The organism is Candidatus Desulfatibia sp., assembly GCF_036446775.1.
Classification (GTDB): domain Bacteria; phylum Desulfobacterota; class Desulfobacteria; order Desulfobacterales; family UBA11574; genus Desulfatibia_A.
The window spans coordinates 13,549-29,701 of record NZ_JAZFTO010000133.1 but is presented as its reverse complement, the minus strand read 5'-3'; the positions used below and the strand labels follow the sequence as shown (position 1 = coordinate 29,701).

The window sequence follows — 16,153 nt, the reverse complement described above, 5'->3', positions numbered from 1 at the left end:
CGCCTATGTCTTTAAGATTATTTCGCACGCCGTTGTGCAAAACTTTATTTGAGCTAAACTTTTTGCTATCTACTTTAACTCAGCCACTGTTTATTAGCACAACTAATTATTTCGTCAAGTTGTTTTTAATAAAAAAGGGGTTTCCGTCATTTATCTGACGGGCCGTCAAGCTTCTGGCAATAAATTCTTGTCGCAGCATTTTTTTAAGCGCCGCTAAAACAGCATAACTGCTTGTAATTAATTATAGCTGATGACCTCCAGACTTTTGGCACAATAAGTGCATTTAAAATAAAGAATTCTGACCCAGAGGGCTAGGCTTCGATTTGCCCCTGCAAGGGGCTGCTCTCCTGCAAGTTAAAAAAGGTTGTGCCCGTTAGCCCGTTATGCCCGTTAGCCCGTAATTTAATACTGGACAACGGGCTAACCGGTTAACCGGCTAACCAGACATAGGCACTTTTAAGGTTTTCGGTAGAGCCGGATATCTCTGACCTGGCCCAGAGGACCAGGTTTTTCAGGACAAAATAAATATCAAAAAAAAGTTAATGAAACCGGAAACAAGGAAATCCATGACCGAAACAGAAAAAATGAATGTCTTAAAGCAGCAAAAAGAAGCTCGTAATGAAGAGCGCCTAAAGAAATTGCTGCACAAGGCCGGAGTTTTATGCCATGAATTAAATCAGCCCTTGCAAAGTATTTCAGGATACTCCGATTTGATTATCATGGATCTTGACGAAGGTAATCCCTTTTATGAACGGATGCATAAAATAAGGCTGCAAGTTGATAAGATGGCACAGATAAGCAGAAAGCTTATGAGCATCGCCAGATATGAAAGCACAGATCGTTTTAAAGGAAAAATAATCGGCATTGATAATGCTTCAAAAGATTTGCCGGTGGATAAGCTTAGCAAATTAATTTCAGAAACCGGGAGTTAAACCAAATCCTGCAATTTATCGCTTGCTGCTTGTCAAACCTTATTTCATTTGATAATTATCGTTCATGATAAATGCATATGATGATTCGATAATAATCCTTGCCTCCAAATCTCCACGGCGCCGGTATCTATTGCAGCAAGCAGGCCTTTCTTTTCGTGTAATCCCCAGCAGCATCGATGAAACGTCTGTTACGGTCTCATCTCCTGAAACCTATGTAAGACTTTTGTCCGAGGCCAAAGCCAATGACGTAGCCGTAAAATATCCTGATAAATGGGTCATCGGAGCAGACACCATCGTCCTGCAAGAAGGCACAATTCTAGGCAAACCCAGGTCACAGACAGAGGCTCGCGCCATGATAAAGCGTCTTAGCGGACAGACCCACCGGGTTCTGACCGGCTATGCCATATGCTGCAATGCTAAAAGTCGCAGTTTTTCAGAAACAATCAAAACCGATGTCCTTTTCAAAAACCTGACCGATGAGGAAATCGAATGGTACATTCGGACCAAAGAACCTTTTGATAAAGCCGGCGCTTACGCCATTCAGGGCCTCGGCACCTTCTTGGTAAAAAGCATCAATGGTTCTTACACAAATGTCGTTGGACTTCCGGTTTGCGAAGTCATAGATTTCCTGCTCAAGGAGGGCGTCATAGGATTAACCCGAAGTTCTCACAAGCCAGAGCAGCGCAGGAACTGTGTTATTCATCCCTCGAAGTAAAGTGCTACGTCTTCGGGCTGAAATGCCTTGTTCCTGCACCGCTCTGACTCACGAGAAATCCGGGTTTCATTTAAAGCAGTGAAGGGTTTTAGAAACTGGGGAATTATCAAGGTTTGAAAACAAGATTGCAAGCCGTAAAAAATCGTATTGAAGAAGCCGCTAAAGCGTGCGGTCGTAATCCTGAATCCGTCCGTCTGATTGCGGTCAGTAAAACCATGGGGACCAATCGTGTTCGGGAAGCGATCGAAGCCGGCGTGACCATCCTTGGCGAAAATTATGTTCAGGAAGCCCGGACAAAGATAAACGATCTTTCGGCTTATCCGGTGTCGTGGCATTTTATCGGGCACCTGCAGTCCAACAAAGCCAAATACGCTGTCAGGCTCTTTGATTTAATTCATAGCGTCGATTCGCTCAAACTGGCGCGTGAATTGAACAAACAGGCCCAGAAAATTAATAAAATTCAGGAGATACTTATACAGGTGAATATTGGGGAAGAGCCTGCAAAATCAGGTGCATTGGCCCAAGATACGGAAAAATTGCTTCAGGATGTCAGTGATCTTGAAAATCTTGCGCTCAAAGGACTTATGACCATGCCGCCCTTTTTTAATAATCCTGAAAAGGTTCGCCCCTTTTTTGCGGCCCTGCGTGAACTGAGAGATCGTCTCAAACAGCAGTGTTTAGCGCATGTGACCTTGAATGAACTTTCCATGGGCATGACCGGTGATTTTGAAGCCGCCATCCAAGAAGGCGCAACTTTAGTACGTATTGGAACCGCGATTTTTGGAGTCAGAAAATGAAAATCTTACTGCATATCTGCTGCGCACCGTGCGCCATATACCCCGTTAAGATTCTTCAGATGGACAATCTGGAGATCATGGGCTTTTATTACCGGCATAACATCCATCCCTTTACAGAGTGCCTCAGGCGGCAGGAAGCGCTGGAATTTTATGCCGATAAGATCAACCTGCGCGTCATCTACCAGGAAGGCTATGACCTGGAAGGTTTTATTCAGAAAATAGTCTTCAGGGAATCCCAACGCTGCTCAATTTGTTGCCATGCGCGCCTTAAAGCAACGGCCCTGATGGCCAAACGCGGTAAGTATGATTATTTTTCGACTACCCTGCTGTACAGCAAATTTCAGAAACATGATGAAATCAGGTCGATCGGTGAAGCCGTCGGCAAATCAGTCGGGGTTCAATTTTTTTATCGTGATTTCCGAGAAGGTTGGACCGAGGGCGTTGATACGTCAAAACGTTTGGGGTTGTATCGCCAGCAGTACTGCGGCTGCATTTACAGCGAAAAAGAAAGGTATTATAAATAAAACCCGTTGCGAGTTGCGGGTTACGAATTTCGAGTTGAAATTTTTTAAGCTCTAAACGCCTAACCTGCAACTCACAACACGCAACTTATATTTAACCGTTAAGCCTGTAATTTACGTGTTCCAATTTTCAGTGTTAGGAGCAAAATCAAATGTTTGGCAATTTTATATATTTCATCATAGTGCTTCTGATCTACAGTACTTACCAGCCTTCCGAAGATACGAATTTCACGGCTATAGAGACTTTTTTCCTATTTATTCTCCTAATTATAGTTTTTGCCGGAATTACCCGAGTTCAGTTTCAACGAATTGAAAAACAGATCTCAAAGGAAAGCTTTGCCAAGCTCGATCATAAATTCCAGGCCGCCTTGACCCGACAGTCAGTGATGGCTATCGTGCTTTTTTCTCTGGATATATATGGCCTGAACCTGGTATCATTTGTTTCAAACATACCCTTTTTGTCCATTATTCCTACTTTGCAGGCGCTTCTCTTTTTAGGACTTTTTGTGTTCTACCTGGCAATTGTATGGGCCTTTGCACATAGTCCTTATAAGGTCCTTTATACCACCGGATTGCCAAGAGAGTCTTACATTCTGTCCAACATTTCATTTTCCGTTCCTGTGCTTCTACCCTGGCTGCTGCTTTCCGGAATTGCCGACATCATCAATGTCCTGCCATTTCAGCTGCCTAAACAAATGCTGGCAACCACCGAGGGCCAGGTGCTCTATTTTCTTGTTTTCCTTGTTGCAGTTGCCATAATAGGCCCGCTGATGATCCAGAAATTCTGGAGATGCAAACCTCTTGAGGCCGGCCATGTTCGGACACGGATCGAAAACGTGTGTCGCCGGGCAGGTATGGAATATGACAACATTCTTTACTGGCCCATTTTCGGCGGACGCATGATTACGGCCGGTGTAATGGGCCTTATCAAAAAATTCCGATATATCCTTGTTACCGGTGCCTTTATCCGTTTTCTGGAACCCGATGAAATTGATGCCGTCATCGCCCACGAAATCGGACACATCAAAAAAAAGCATCTGCTGTTTTATCTGGTATTTTTTGTGGGCTACATGCTGGTTTCCTATGCCACCTTTGACCTTATAATCTATGGGATTCTTTACGCCGAACCGCTATACCGGTTTGTCGGCCGCCTTGGTCTGAATCAGACCACCATGACCTCGTCAATCTTCAGCCTTGTTATTATAGTGATCTTTCTGGTCTATTTTCGCTTTATTTTCGGATATTTTATGCGAAACTTCGAGCGCCAGGCCGACACCTACGTTTATACCCTTTTCGACAGCGCCAAACCGCTGATCTCAACTCTTGAAAAAATAGCACTAACCAGCGGACAGCCGCCCGACAGACCCAACTGGCATCACTTCAGCATCAAAAAACGTATAGATTATCTTAAACAGTGTGAAACCGATAAAGCCTGGATAGGCCGCCATGACCGGAAAATAAAAAAAAGCATGGCCGTTTATCTGGCGGCAATACTTTTAATCGGCGCTGTGGGATATCACCTTAATTACAGCGAAGCCGGCCAGCGGTTGAACCAGCATTTTTTTGAAACGGTTATACAAAGAGAGCTTGAAAAGACCCCTGACAATGCAGATCTTTACAGCATCCTGGGAGATATGTTTTACAGCAAACAAAAATATGCTCAAACCATTGAGGCCTATGAGCAATCAATCATGCTTGAGCCGCATAACCCCAAGGCTTTGAACAACCTGGCATGGCTGCTGGCCACCTGTGATGATGAAAGCTTCCGTGACCCCCAGCGCGCCCTCAACCTGGCCAAAAAAGCAGCGGAGCTTGAAAAAGCTCCGCATATATTGGATACGCTTGCTGAAAGCTACTATGTTAACGCAAATTATGAAGCCGCGGTCGCAGTCGAAATGCAGGCCCTTGACCTGGCCAAAACCAACCGTTCCTATTATCAGAAACAGCTGAAAAAATTTATGGCCGCCACCCGCAAAACCCGCAAAACCGCATAAGTTACTCGATACAGACCTTCCTGACATTAACAAGATCAAGGTTACCGCCAAAAATTTTTCTAATGCCGTCCTGTTTAAGGGTCGACATGCCGTCTTTTAAGGCCTGAGCCTTTATTTCCTCCATCGGCCTGGAGACCTGGATCAGCTTTTTCTGGTCATCGGTTCCCATTAAAAGCTCGTGTATGCCGCACCGACCGGCATACCCGCTGCTGTTGCACTTGTCACAGCCCACCGGCTTATTGAATTTCAGATCGTCGGTGTAAGGAATATTAAGGAATTTTTCCCACTTTTCAGCGCCGCCGAATTCCCGGATCAGCTCATCATGCTCTTTTTGGGTCGGGTGAAAGGGTTCCTTGCAGTTCTTACATAGTGTCCGGGCCAAACGCTGGGCCAGGATAGCCAGAATGGCATCCGAAAAATTGAAGGGGTCCATGCCCATATCGAGCAGACGGGTGATGCTTTCAGGGGCGCTGTTGGTATGCAGGGTGGAAAAAACAAGGTGCCCGGTTAAGGAGGCCTCGATACCGATGGAGGTGGTTTCCTTGTCACGCATCTCACCGACCATAATCACGTCGGGGTCCGCCCGCAAAAAGGCCCGCATGGCAGCGGCAAAATCAAATCCGATCTTGGGCTGGACCTGCACCTGGCGCAGACCTTTCTGGGTGATTTCCACGGGGTCTTCGGCGGTCCAGATTTTGGTTTCGGTCTTATTGATATATCCCAGGGCCGAATGCAGGGAGGTTGTTTTTCCCGAACCCGTTGGGCCGCACACGAAGATGATACCATACGGCTTGGTAATGGCACTGACAAAATTATCGTAGTTTGTACCTGCCAAACCGAGCTTGTCCAGCGGAATCGGTTCACCGGCCGCCAGGATGCGCATGACCACATCCTCCAGGCCTCCTTGCGTCGGAACCGTTGCCACCCGGAGTTCAATGTCCAGGCCGCCGTATTTTTTAAACTTGATTTTGCCGTCCTGGGGCTTGCGGCGTTCGGCAATGTCCAGCTCGGCCATGATCTTAAGACGCGATACAATGGCATTGCGGTATTGATAGGGCAGCGTCTGGTATACCTGGCAGGCGCCGTCGATCCGGATGCGCACCATAGTGTTCTCTTTGCCGGGATAGGGTTCGATGTGGATGTCGGAAACGCCGCGGTTATAGGCATCGATGATGACTTTGTTGACCAGCTGAACCACGGCGCTGTCTTCCTCGCCCAGAGAGGATTCGGCCTCTTCGATCTCATCTTCGTCGGCGGCCAGCTGGGCCATAATCTCATCCATGGAAGCCATCTCTTTTTCATCCGTGGTAAAGAGCCCGATGTATTCAAGGACATCCTCTTTCAAGCACACATTGAAGACCAGTCGTTTGCCTGCAAAGAGCGCCTTGATTGAGTCGATCCTCTGCAAATCGTGGGGGTTGTCAATGGCGATAACAGGTTTGTCCTCCTCGACCTTCAACGGGACCCAGGTATTTTTGCGCATGAAAGGTATTTTCAGACCGGCCAGCAGGTCACCGGGAATCGATGCATTTTTATTAAACTCCACAAACGGGACCTTATAAAATTTACTCAAAGATTGGCCGATATCCTTTTTCGAAATCTTAAGTTCGCTCAGTAGGACCTTTTCGATGGGTTCTTTACGCTGGCGCGCATCGGCTATGGCCTTATCGATCTCTTTCTGGGTCAGAATATTATTTTCCAGCAAATAATCGAACTTGGTGGGCCGGGCTTTTGCCATACGCTTCTGGTTATACAGCGCGATCCCCAGTATCTTGGCCAGTTCGGTAACCGATTCCCCGTCAAGCTTTGTAAAGGCACTGCCGTCGGTGCGGTTGATAAGCTGGATAGCACCCAGCAGGAACTTTTTAAAGATGATCGGAACAACCAAAACCTGTTTGGTGACATAACCGGTTTTTTGATCCCAGCTTTTATCAAATTTAAGATCAGGATCAATGGACGCCACTTCCTTATCGTCATAAACGTCTTTAATGTTGATGAGCTTCAGCTTGAAAGCACTGCATCCTGAAATACTGCTGTTTGACACGGGGATGCGGATCTCGGCTACCTCGTCACCGGATTTAAATCTAGAGACAAGCTCCCGCTTTTTTCCGTCGACAACATAAACGGTAAGTCTGTCACACTCAAAAAGACCGGTGATTTCGTCCTTGAGATCAACCAGAATCCCATCCAGATTTGGAGCAGCATATATCTTGTTGCAGATCTCTTGAAGATTTTTGCGGTACTCTACCTCGGATTTAAGCTGCTGCTCATCTGCTGCTTTGTTATTGAGAGCTTTAGCATCCTGTAGCATTTTAATTACCTGCGCTTTATTGATTTTGCTGTTAAAAGACCGTCAAGCTTTAAAGCTTGACCCGTTGCCGCTTTACTTGCTGTAATTACTATAAATTTTTTTCGATCCGCCCCCGATCAGCAGAATACCTATCAAGTAGAAACAAAAGCGTATGAAAAACATAACCCCGGAAAACTGTTCGATTTTTGCAATCTTAGGCATTACCTGGGGTATCCTGAAAAAGACTCCAATTCCTGCCAAAACAAGTGCAATACCCCAGATCAATTGAATAACCGTCTTGTTTTTATCCTTTGAAAGCCCCTGATTATTTTCTGATTTTTCGGAGTTCATTATTTGCAATCAGCACCAGACAAATATAGTCAATTAACCTTTTTTTGTCAAATCATAACCTGATAAGCAAGAATAAATGTCAGTGATCAGTTATCGGTTATCAGTAATCAGTTTTTTCTGGCTTATCACTTCTCACAAATGACTGAATTACGGAGGTCCTGTTGTTTTCTTGAAGGGCGATTTTATCCTCCCAGATAAGCCTCCTTGACCTTGGGGTTGTCCAGAATCTCTGCGGCCAAACCCTCGAGGACGACCTCGCCCCTCTCAAGTACGTAGCAGTAGTTAGCCACTTTGAGGGCGGCCCTGGCATTCTGTTCCACCAGCAGTATCGTGGTGCCGGATTCGTTCAGAGTATTAATTACATTAAAAATTTCACGTACGATCAAGGGGGCAATGCCCATGGAGGGCTCGTCCAGCAGAAGCAGTTCAGGCCGGCCCATCAGGGCACGGGCAATGGCCAACATCTGCTGCTCACCGCCGGAAAGCGTGCCGGCAATCTGTTTGGAACGTTTTTCCAAGATGGGAAATATCTGATAAATATGCTTGATTCTCTCATTGATCTCATCGCGGTTGCTGCGTTTAAAGTAGTGATAAGCTCCCAGGCGGATATTATCCAAAACCGTCAGATGGGCAAATAGTTGTCTGCCTTCCGGTACCTGGGAGATCCCCAGACCCACGATCCGGTCGGCCGGCATGCCGGCAATATCCTTCCCTTTGTAAATAATACGGCCTTCCTGTGCTTTAACAAGGCCGGAGATGGTTTTAAGCAAGGTCGATTTGCCGGCGCCGTTGGCGCCGATGATGGAGACTACTTTTCCTTCAGGTATCTGAATCGAAACACCTTTAAGAACCCTAATACTCCCGTAAAAGGTCCTGAGCCCCTCGATGCTAAGCATATTAGGTTCCTCCGCCTAAATAGGCCTCAATGACTTTGGGATTATTGCGGACCTCTTCCGGCGGTCCTTCGGCAATTTTCTGGCCGTAATTCAGCACCACGATCTCATCCGAGACATTCATGACCACCTTCATATCATGTTCCACCAGTAAAACCGTTACCCCTTTGGCATTAATAGCCTTGATCAGAGAAGATGCCACGTGAGTTTCAGTCTCGTTGAGCCCGGCTGTGGGCTCGTCCAGGCAGACCAGTTCCGGTTCACTGGCCAGCGCCCGCCCGATCTCCAGGATCTTCTGCTCACCCAGCGGCAGGCTGTCAGCCGGATCATTACACTTATCGGCCAGGCCGATGAACCTCAAAATTTTCATGGCTCTTTCCTGAATCTTTTTTTCTTTTCGCCTGGCCCCCGGCAAGCAAAATCCCGCAGCCATAAAAGATGCCCGCACCCGGGTATGGCAGCCCAGCATAACGTTTTCAAGAACCGACATATTACCAAACAGCTCAATCGTTTGAAAAGTTCTGGAAATACCTCTGTCTGCAATCTCGTGAGTTTTAAGGCGGCTGATGGGTTGCCCCTTAAATCTGACCGTCCCCTCGGTTGGAGAAAAAAAGCCCGTAATGACGTTGAACAGCGTGGTTTTACCGGCTCCGTTAGGGCCTATAATGGCCTTGATGATGCCCCTTTTCACCGAAAAATCGGGTTTAAAGAGTGCCATCAACCCGCCAAAGGCCATGACCACCTTGTCCACTTCCAGAATATTTTCACTTCCAATATCATTCATGCAACTACAGATCTAGTAAATAATGATGGATGATGCGGTGAATTTTTGGACAAAACGCTCCATCTCTAATCAAAAAGTTGGGTTCAAAGGTTCAACGTTCAAAGGTTCAGAGGTAGGCCGCCTCGTTGTATTACCCTTATGGAATCAATGGTTAAGGAAAAAAGCGCGAAGCGCTTAACCCTGAACGCTGAACCCTGAACCTCCAAACCCAGACCGACCGGATGTCCAATTTTTGTGCAATTCCGCAGTATATAAAGGTCTACGGTCATTTTTGTCTAATGAATGACGAGGTCTGAACTAATGTTTCCCGAGCCGTTTTTTCAGCATAACAGGTATACCCGCCAGTCCCTCCGGCAAAAAAATTACAACCACGAGCAGAATGGCACCATAGACAATTACGTCAAACTCTTCAAAATAATGCAGCCACTCATAATTCAAAAAGGTGATGATCCCGGCCCCGATGATGGCGCCCCAGATGTTATGCATCCCGCCCAGAGCGATCATGATTAAAAGCTTAATGGAAAAGAAAAGGTCAAATGTAGCTGGATTGATAAAGTTAAGGTAATGGGCATAAAGACTGCCGGCCAATGCTGCCAAAACGGCCGAGTAAACAAAGACCAGTATTTTGTAGCCGGAGACATTAACTCCCATGGCACTGGCGGCCGCCTCACTGGAATGAATCGCTCTTAAGGCTCGTCCCACACCGGACTGGATTATATTAACGGAAAAGATAAATGCAGCAAAAACAAAACCCCAGACAAGGTAAAAGTATTTTTCAGCAGAATCAAGGTCAAATCCAAAGATGCTTAATCCCGGAATGCCGCTCATGCCGTCGGGCCCACCGGTCCACTCAATTTCTTCATTGAAGACAATATAAACGATGATCCCGAAAGCCAGCGTTGCCATGGCAAGATAGTGGCCTTTGAGTTTTAGGGAGGGAGCGCCCACCAGAAAAGCAACAGCAGCGGCAACCGATATGCCGGCCAACATGCACACCCAGGGATTCAAGCCGTACCGGGCGGTCAGAATCCCGGAAACATAGGCCCCGATACCGTAAAAGGCTGCATGCCCGATCGATATTTGACCGGCATAGCCCATCAAAAGGCTGAGGCCGATGGTAATCAGGCTGTAAATTCCGGCAAATACCATGATATCGGTGTAGTGTCCTATGCCGGGAATTTGGCGTGCAACCCATGGAAAGATGACAATTAAGAAAGCAAAGGCGGCGATGGGAAGCTTGCCGATTCGTACCATGTTTAAAACCTTTTGATCCTGCTTATCTCTATATCTCCCAGAATACCGCTGGGCCTGAAAAACAAGACCACCAGAAGCACGATTAATGCGAAAGCATCCTTGTATCCGGAAGAGATAAGACCAGCCCCGAAAGATTCAATGGCCCCCAGAATCAATCCGCCGATAACAGCGCCCGGGAAACTCCCCAGGCCACCCAAAACAGCAGCTCCGAACCCTTTTATAGCCAGCATAGCCCCGCGGTCGTACTCCATTAGGGATATGGGAGTAACGACGATACCTGCTACAGCTCCGATGGCGGCCGAAAGAGCAAAAGAGAGCAGAATCATTTGCTTGACATTGATACCCACCAGACGGGCCGCATCGGGATTGTCGGCGCAGGCACTCATGGCTTTTCCAAGAATAGTTTTTTCAAAAAATAGCGTCAGGACGATAACAATAAGGATCAAAAAGCCGATGACCCACAGATACTGGGGTTGGATAACAGCCCCCAGAAAAATGATGGGATTGCGGCCGGAAAAGGCAGGGAGGTCATACGGGTCCTTGCCCCAAATAAACATGGCCGCGCCCTTGAGCAGGATGGAAGCCGCAATCGTTGCGATAATCAGGCTTAAGACCGTGGGTTGGCGGATGGGGCTGATGGCCAGCCGGTCCACGAGCATTCCCACCAGGGTAACCAGGATAATCGTCGCCGGAAAAGCCGCCGCAAGGGGTAGTCCCATACCAACATGCAGCAAGACCATAATCAACCCCCCCAGCATCACAAACTCGCCCTGGGCAAAGTTGATGATCTCGGTCACATTGTAGATGATATTAAAACCGACGGCCACCATGGCGTAAATACTGCCCACGGTGATGCCGGTGATCAAATATTGAAAAAGCTGGCCGGCCGGCGTAATCGTTTCCATTTAATATTCCGGTTATAAGAAAAAGTGAGGGTGGTGTGAAAACACCACCCTCTTCAGCAACATAAAGCTTAAACTACATGCCTTAGCGTACATATGATAGTTTTAATCAGCCAGAGCCCAGTCACCATCTCTGACCACAACCATTTGAAATGCAGCTTTGTCCAGGCCTATATGGTCGTCCGGCGAGAAGAAAAAGACTCCATGCTGGCCCACAAAACCATTGATATTATTTTCAAGATAGTCCCGTATCTTGGCCTTGTCATCGCCGACAGCCGCAAGGGCTTGTACGGCCATATGCAGGGCATCCCAGGCATGTCCGCCAAAGGAGGACAAGGGCTCATTATACTTGGCCTTGTAGTCTTGCATGTATTTCATCGTCACGTTATACTGGGAATCATAAGGCGTCAACAGTTCGGCAATATTAACAGCTCCCAACGGTGCGTAAACACCTTCGGCAGCCCCGGCTGCCAGCTCGATATTCTTGCGACTGCCAAAACCGTGGCTCTGATAGAAAGGAATGCTAGCCATTCCCAGATCTCTCCAGTTACGAAGCACTGTCACCTGGGTAGGGCCGACCGACCAGTTAATAATGGTCTGAGGTCTGATTCCTTTGATCTTGGTTAACTGGGCTGTCATATCCGTATCCTTGGGGCCGTATTTCTCATCGGCTACAATGGTCATCCCATACGTGGGAGCAAGCCTGATGAGTTCTCCACGTCCGCTGGCGCCAAATCCCGAGGTAACGCTCATAATGGCAATCTTACTAATGCCTTTTTTCTTTAAAGTGGAATAAATGGCCTCTACTGCCATTGTATCCGTCTGGGGTGTTTTAAAGACCCATTTACGCGCGGTACCCTTCTCTGCATCCCAAGTAATTTTATAACTGGCGGCGCAGGAAATTAGCGGCGTCTCGTATTTTGCTGCTAGCGGCACAACCGCCATGGATGTTCCACTCAGCGAAGGACCGATCACTATACTGACTTTATCTTGGATAATCAGTTTTTTGACGGCCAGGTTGGCCTTGGTTGCATCCCCTTCACTGTCATATACAATAAGCTCTAATTTTTTGCCGTTAATGCCGCCGGCTGCATTAATCTGCTCAGCAACCATCAGAGCCGTCTTCTTCTCAGGGTCACCCAGAAATGATGTGCGCCCTGTTACGGAAAACACAGCACCAATTTTAAAGGTTCCTGCGAGTTTAGCTGGTTTTTCGGTAAGCTCAGCAATTTTTTGGTTAAGTCCATCGATTTCTTTATTCAGTTCAGTTACTTTCCCGCTGAGATCAGCAGGTTTTTCTCCACATGAAATCAGTAACCCTAAACTGAACAGACAAACTGTTGTGAAAATAGCAACTCTTTTTAACCTCATCTGTTTTCCTCCTTTTTTAACTGCACCATTTATGAAACTCAAAATTTGCTCCACTGTGAGTGCTACTCCAGGCCGCTCAAAAGAAATAATCTACCTGGTATGCCTAAAATCTGAAAACGGAAATCAGGGCCAAATGGATCTCATTTGAAGCCTAGGCTGAAAACCGGAGATCTTCCTGTTTCAGCCTGTTCCAGCCCGGATATTTCATGAGCTTGATTCGTCCAAGGTCATCAATTAATGAATAGTCTAACTTTCCTCGAAATTCTTCATAAAATATTCGGGCAAACAGTCTCACCCGCATTACAGGGTGTAAACTTTGTTTCCGTTAATCACCGTTAAGTTGTTTTCTTGGAGTATGTTTACAGCCTCATCAATATTATCGAATCTGAAGATCATGACCGCATTGCTGCCGCTTTGCGTGACAAACGCATACATATACTCCACATTAATGCCAGCCTGGTGTAAAATATCCAGTATGCGATGCAGCCCGCCGGGCCTGTCTTCCACTTCTACGGCGACCACATCGGTCTCACCTATGGTAAATCCGCGGTTTTTAAGCGCTGTAACGGCTTTTTGATTGTCATTTACGATCAGGCGCAGCACACCGAAATCGGATGTATCAGCCAAGGCCAAGGCCCTGATATTCACATCGGCTTCAGCAAGAATGCCTGTAACTTCAGCCAGACGCCCCGCCTTGTTTTCCAAAAAGACTGAAATCTGTATGGCTCGCATAGCTGCCTCCTTTTGCTTGTTGCTGGTTACTGGTTGCTTAATACTGGATACTTGATGTTAAAAAGTATCAATCGGCTTTTTACGGATTTCATCACGTAAACGTAATTGGTTTTTACAATCCAGCATCCAGTATCCAGTATCCAGTATCCAGTATCCAGCATCCAGTATCCAGTATCCAGCATCCAGTATCCAGCATCCAGTATCCAGTACCCAGCATCCAGTATCCAGCGTCCAGATTCATATCTCGCGGTTATCAATAACCCTTACGGCTTTACCCTCTCTGCGGGCAATGCCCTTGGGTTCCACGAGTTTCACCTTGGCTGAAACACCAAGATAGTCTTTTATGTTCTTTGAAATTTTTCTCTCAAGATCCTGCAGATGCTTGACTTCATCCGAAAAGGTTTGTTCTCCGACTTCCACCATAACAGTGAGAGTATCCAGTTTACCCTCCCGCTCAACCAAAAGCTGATAGTGAGGTTCAACATCATCCATCTCCATCAGAACGCTTTCAATCTGTGATGGGAACACGTTGACACCGCGAATAATGAGCATATCGTCCGTACGGCCGCTGACTCTGTTCATGCGGATATGCGTGCGGCCGCAGATACACGGCTCCGGATTTAAAGAAGTTATGTCACGCGTGCGGTAGCGGATAACAGGAAATGCTTCCTTGGTTATGGAAGTAAAGACAAGCTCACCCGTCTCACCGTAATCAAGAACTTCTTCGGTATCCGGATCGATGATCTCGGGTATAAAATGATCTTCAAAGATATGCAGGCCCTTTTTGGCTTCATAGCATTCGATGGCTACACCCGGTCCGATCACTTCACTCAAACCGTAAATATCAACGGCGGTTAAATTCAGCTTCTTTTCGATATCTTCACGCATGTTTTCCGACCAGGGTTCGGCCCCGAATATGCCGAATTTAAATTTTAAATCTTTAAAAGAAACTCCCATTTCATCGGCAACTTCCGCCAGATGAAGTGCATATGAAGGCGTTGCCGTTAATATTGTAGGACCGAAATCTTTCATTATAACTATCTGTCTTTTGGTGTTGCCGCCTGAAACCGGAATAACGGAAGCGCCCAGTTTTTCTGCTCCATAGTGGACACCCAGGCCTCCCGTAAAGAGCCCGTAGCCGTATGCATTGTGGATGATGTCTTCGCGGGTTGCTCCACCGGCGGCAAGTGAACGCGCCATAAGTTCAGCCCATGTATTCACATCTCTGGCCGTATAACCCACGACGGTCGGTTGACCGGTAGTTCCGGACGAAGCATGAATACGAACAACGTTGTCCATGGGAACGGCAAACATTCCGTAAGGATAATTATCGCGCAAATCCTCTTTGGTTGTGAACGGAATTCGTTTTAAATCTTCAAGGGATTGGATGTCCTTGGGAGTAATGCTGTTTTCTTCAAGTTTACGGCGATAAAAGGGTACATTCGCATAGACACGTTCAATGGTTGCTTTGAGCCGGCGCAAGATGATGGCCTCTAAATCTTCTCTTGGCATGGTCTCAAATCCTATGTCGAGAATCATTCAGATACTCCTTATTGAACGTTTTAAAATTGCCTCCGTCGTAATAGTTCAGTCACCAAGACACCAAGCCTCTAAGATTATAATACTAATTTAAATTGTCCGATTGGTTTAATTAGTTTTATTTGTTAACCAACCAAACCAATTTAACCAATAAAACTGAATCATTAAGCTTTATAATCCATACTCTTTTTTTGTGTCTTTGTGCCTTAGTGGCTGAACTGTTACAGTTGTGTTATTGCTTCTGAATCATATGGCGCTAATTTTTTCAAGAAAAATTTAGGTCTGCAAACTCCCCTTGAAATCAGGCTTGCGCTTTTCTAAGAAAGCGGAGGTGCCTTCCTTGGCGTCGGGGCTTGCCATACACAGAGCAAAGGCATCCGTCTCAAGGTTGCACCCGGTGGCAAGATCGACGCTCATACCGTTGTTAACGGCCTGCTTGGCCGCCCGTAGAGCGACTCTCCCTTTTGAGGCCATGGTTTGAGCGGTCCGGATAACTTCATCCATGAGCTGCTCCGGGGAACAGACTTTGTTGACCATCCCCATGGTATGGGCTTCTATCGCTGGAATCATCTTACCGGTAAATATCATTTCTTTGGCCAAATTCTTGTTGATTAATCTCGGAAGCCTCTGGGTGCCGCCGAACCCGGGAATAAAGCCCAGATTGATTTCCGGTAGACCCAACATGGCATTTTCGGAAGCATAGATAAAATCACAGGCCAGGGCTATTTCGCAGCCGCCGCCGAGGGCAAATCCGTTTACAGCAGCGATAACCGGTATCGGCAGCATCTGGAGTTTGTTAAGTAAAGCGTGCCCCGCCTCGGAAAAATGTTTGGCTTCAAGGGCATTAAAGGCAGCAAGTTCGGTGATATCTGCCCCGGCCATAAATGCTTTCTCTCCGGCCCCGGTAAAAATAAGAACCCTGATGTTCTCGTCAGCAACAATTTCATCCAACGCTTGTGACAATTCTTTCAGAAGATCACCATTAAGTGCATTCAAGGTTTTCGGTCGGTTGAACGTAATTGTGGCAATGCCGTCTTCGACCTGCAAAATGATGTTTTCGTATTGCATAGTTAACCCC

16 protein-coding genes are annotated in these 16,153 nt (G+C 46.7%); 5 read left to right on the top strand and 11 right to left on the bottom strand.

Annotation, left to right across the window (positions count from 1 at the left end; all coding sequences use genetic code 11):
- Window positions 1-542: 542 nt before the first annotated feature.
- The 5 genes from V3S16_RS06535 to V3S16_RS06515 all read left to right on the top strand — a co-directional run bounded on the left by V3S16_RS06535 (window position 543) and on the right by V3S16_RS06515 (window position 4,959).
- A complete protein-coding gene (locus V3S16_RS06535) occupies window positions 543-932 on the top strand; it encodes a histidine kinase dimerization/phospho-acceptor domain-containing protein (RefSeq protein ID WP_413883866.1) in 390 nt (129 codons plus the stop codon).
- Window positions 933-996: 64 nt separating this feature from the next.
- Window positions 997-1,647, top strand: coding sequence for a Maf family protein (locus V3S16_RS06530; RefSeq protein ID WP_413883865.1), 651 nt, complete (start codon window positions 997-999; stop codon window positions 1,645-1,647).
- Window positions 1,648-1,760: 113 nt separating this feature from the next.
- Complete coding sequence (locus V3S16_RS06525; protein WP_413883864.1) at window positions 1,761-2,444, top strand: YggS family pyridoxal phosphate-dependent enzyme; 684 nt, start codon at window positions 1,761-1,763, stop codon at window positions 2,442-2,444.
- A complete protein-coding gene (locus V3S16_RS06520) occupies window positions 2,441-2,968 on the top strand; it encodes an epoxyqueuosine reductase QueH (protein WP_413883863.1) in 528 nt (175 codons plus the stop codon). The genes V3S16_RS06525 and V3S16_RS06520 overlap by 4 nt, the downstream gene beginning before the upstream one ends.
- 149 nt (window positions 2,969-3,117) lie before the next feature.
- Window positions 3,118-4,959, top strand: a complete 1,842-nt coding sequence (locus tag V3S16_RS06515) for a M48 family metalloprotease (RefSeq protein ID WP_413883862.1) — start codon at window positions 3,118-3,120, stop codon at window positions 4,957-4,959.
- A 1-nt stretch (window position 4,960) separates the two neighbouring features.
- On the opposite strand, the gene V3S16_RS06510 is transcribed toward V3S16_RS06515, so the two are convergent.
- The 11 genes from V3S16_RS06510 to V3S16_RS06460 form a co-directional block, all read right to left on the bottom strand.
- Entirely contained in the window at window positions 4,961-7,270 is a 2,310-nt protein-coding gene (locus V3S16_RS06510; RefSeq protein ID WP_413883861.1) for an ATPase, T2SS/T4P/T4SS family, read from the bottom strand.
- A 72-nt stretch (window positions 7,271-7,342) separates the two neighbouring features.
- On the bottom strand, window positions 7,343-7,600 hold the full coding sequence (locus tag V3S16_RS06505) for a hypothetical protein (protein WP_413883860.1): 258 nt from the start codon (window positions 7,598-7,600) through the stop codon (window positions 7,343-7,345).
- 182 nt (window positions 7,601-7,782) lie between these two features.
- Window positions 7,783-8,496, bottom strand: a complete 714-nt coding sequence (locus V3S16_RS06500) for an ABC transporter ATP-binding protein (protein WP_413883859.1) — start codon at window positions 8,494-8,496, stop codon at window positions 7,783-7,785.
- A 1-nt stretch (window position 8,497) separates the two neighbouring features.
- Window positions 8,498-9,277 (bottom strand): ABC transporter ATP-binding protein, encoded by a 780-nt coding sequence (locus V3S16_RS06495; protein WP_413883858.1) that lies wholly within the window; start codon window positions 9,275-9,277, stop codon window positions 8,498-8,500.
- Between the two features lie 297 nt (window positions 9,278-9,574).
- The gene (locus V3S16_RS06490) at window positions 9,575-10,531 is read right to left on the bottom strand and encodes a branched-chain amino acid ABC transporter permease (RefSeq protein WP_413883857.1); all 957 of its coding nucleotides are present in this window, start codon (window positions 10,529-10,531) and stop codon (window positions 9,575-9,577) included.
- A gap of 2 nt (window positions 10,532-10,533) precedes the next feature.
- Entirely contained in the window at window positions 10,534-11,436 is a 903-nt protein-coding gene (locus V3S16_RS06485; RefSeq protein ID WP_413883856.1) for a branched-chain amino acid ABC transporter permease, read from the bottom strand.
- A 102-nt stretch (window positions 11,437-11,538) separates the two neighbouring features.
- Window positions 11,539-12,804 carry an ABC transporter substrate-binding protein gene (locus V3S16_RS06480; protein ID WP_413883855.1) on the bottom strand — a complete coding sequence of 422 codons (1,266 nt, stop codon included), beginning with the start codon at window positions 12,802-12,804 and terminating at the stop codon, window positions 11,539-11,541.
- Between the two features lie 300 nt (window positions 12,805-13,104).
- Window positions 13,105-13,536: an ACT domain-containing protein gene (locus V3S16_RS06475; protein WP_413883854.1), complete on the bottom strand. Its 432-nt coding sequence runs from the start codon at window positions 13,534-13,536 to the stop codon at window positions 13,105-13,107.
- 112 nt (window positions 13,537-13,648) lie between these two features.
- A complete protein-coding gene (locus tag V3S16_RS06470; protein ID WP_413883853.1) occupies window positions 13,649-13,777 on the bottom strand; it encodes a hypothetical protein in 129 nt (42 codons plus the stop codon).
- Window positions 13,774-15,075: a phenylacetate--CoA ligase family protein gene (locus V3S16_RS06465; protein ID WP_413883852.1), complete on the bottom strand. Its 1,302-nt coding sequence runs from the start codon at window positions 15,073-15,075 to the stop codon at window positions 13,774-13,776. The genes V3S16_RS06470 and V3S16_RS06465 overlap by 4 nt, the downstream gene beginning before the upstream one ends.
- Before the next feature lie 276 nt (window positions 15,076-15,351).
- A complete protein-coding gene (locus V3S16_RS06460) occupies window positions 15,352-16,143 on the bottom strand; it encodes an enoyl-CoA hydratase/isomerase family protein (RefSeq protein ID WP_413883851.1) in 792 nt (263 codons plus the stop codon).
- Between the last annotated feature and the right edge of the window lie 10 nt (window positions 16,144-16,153).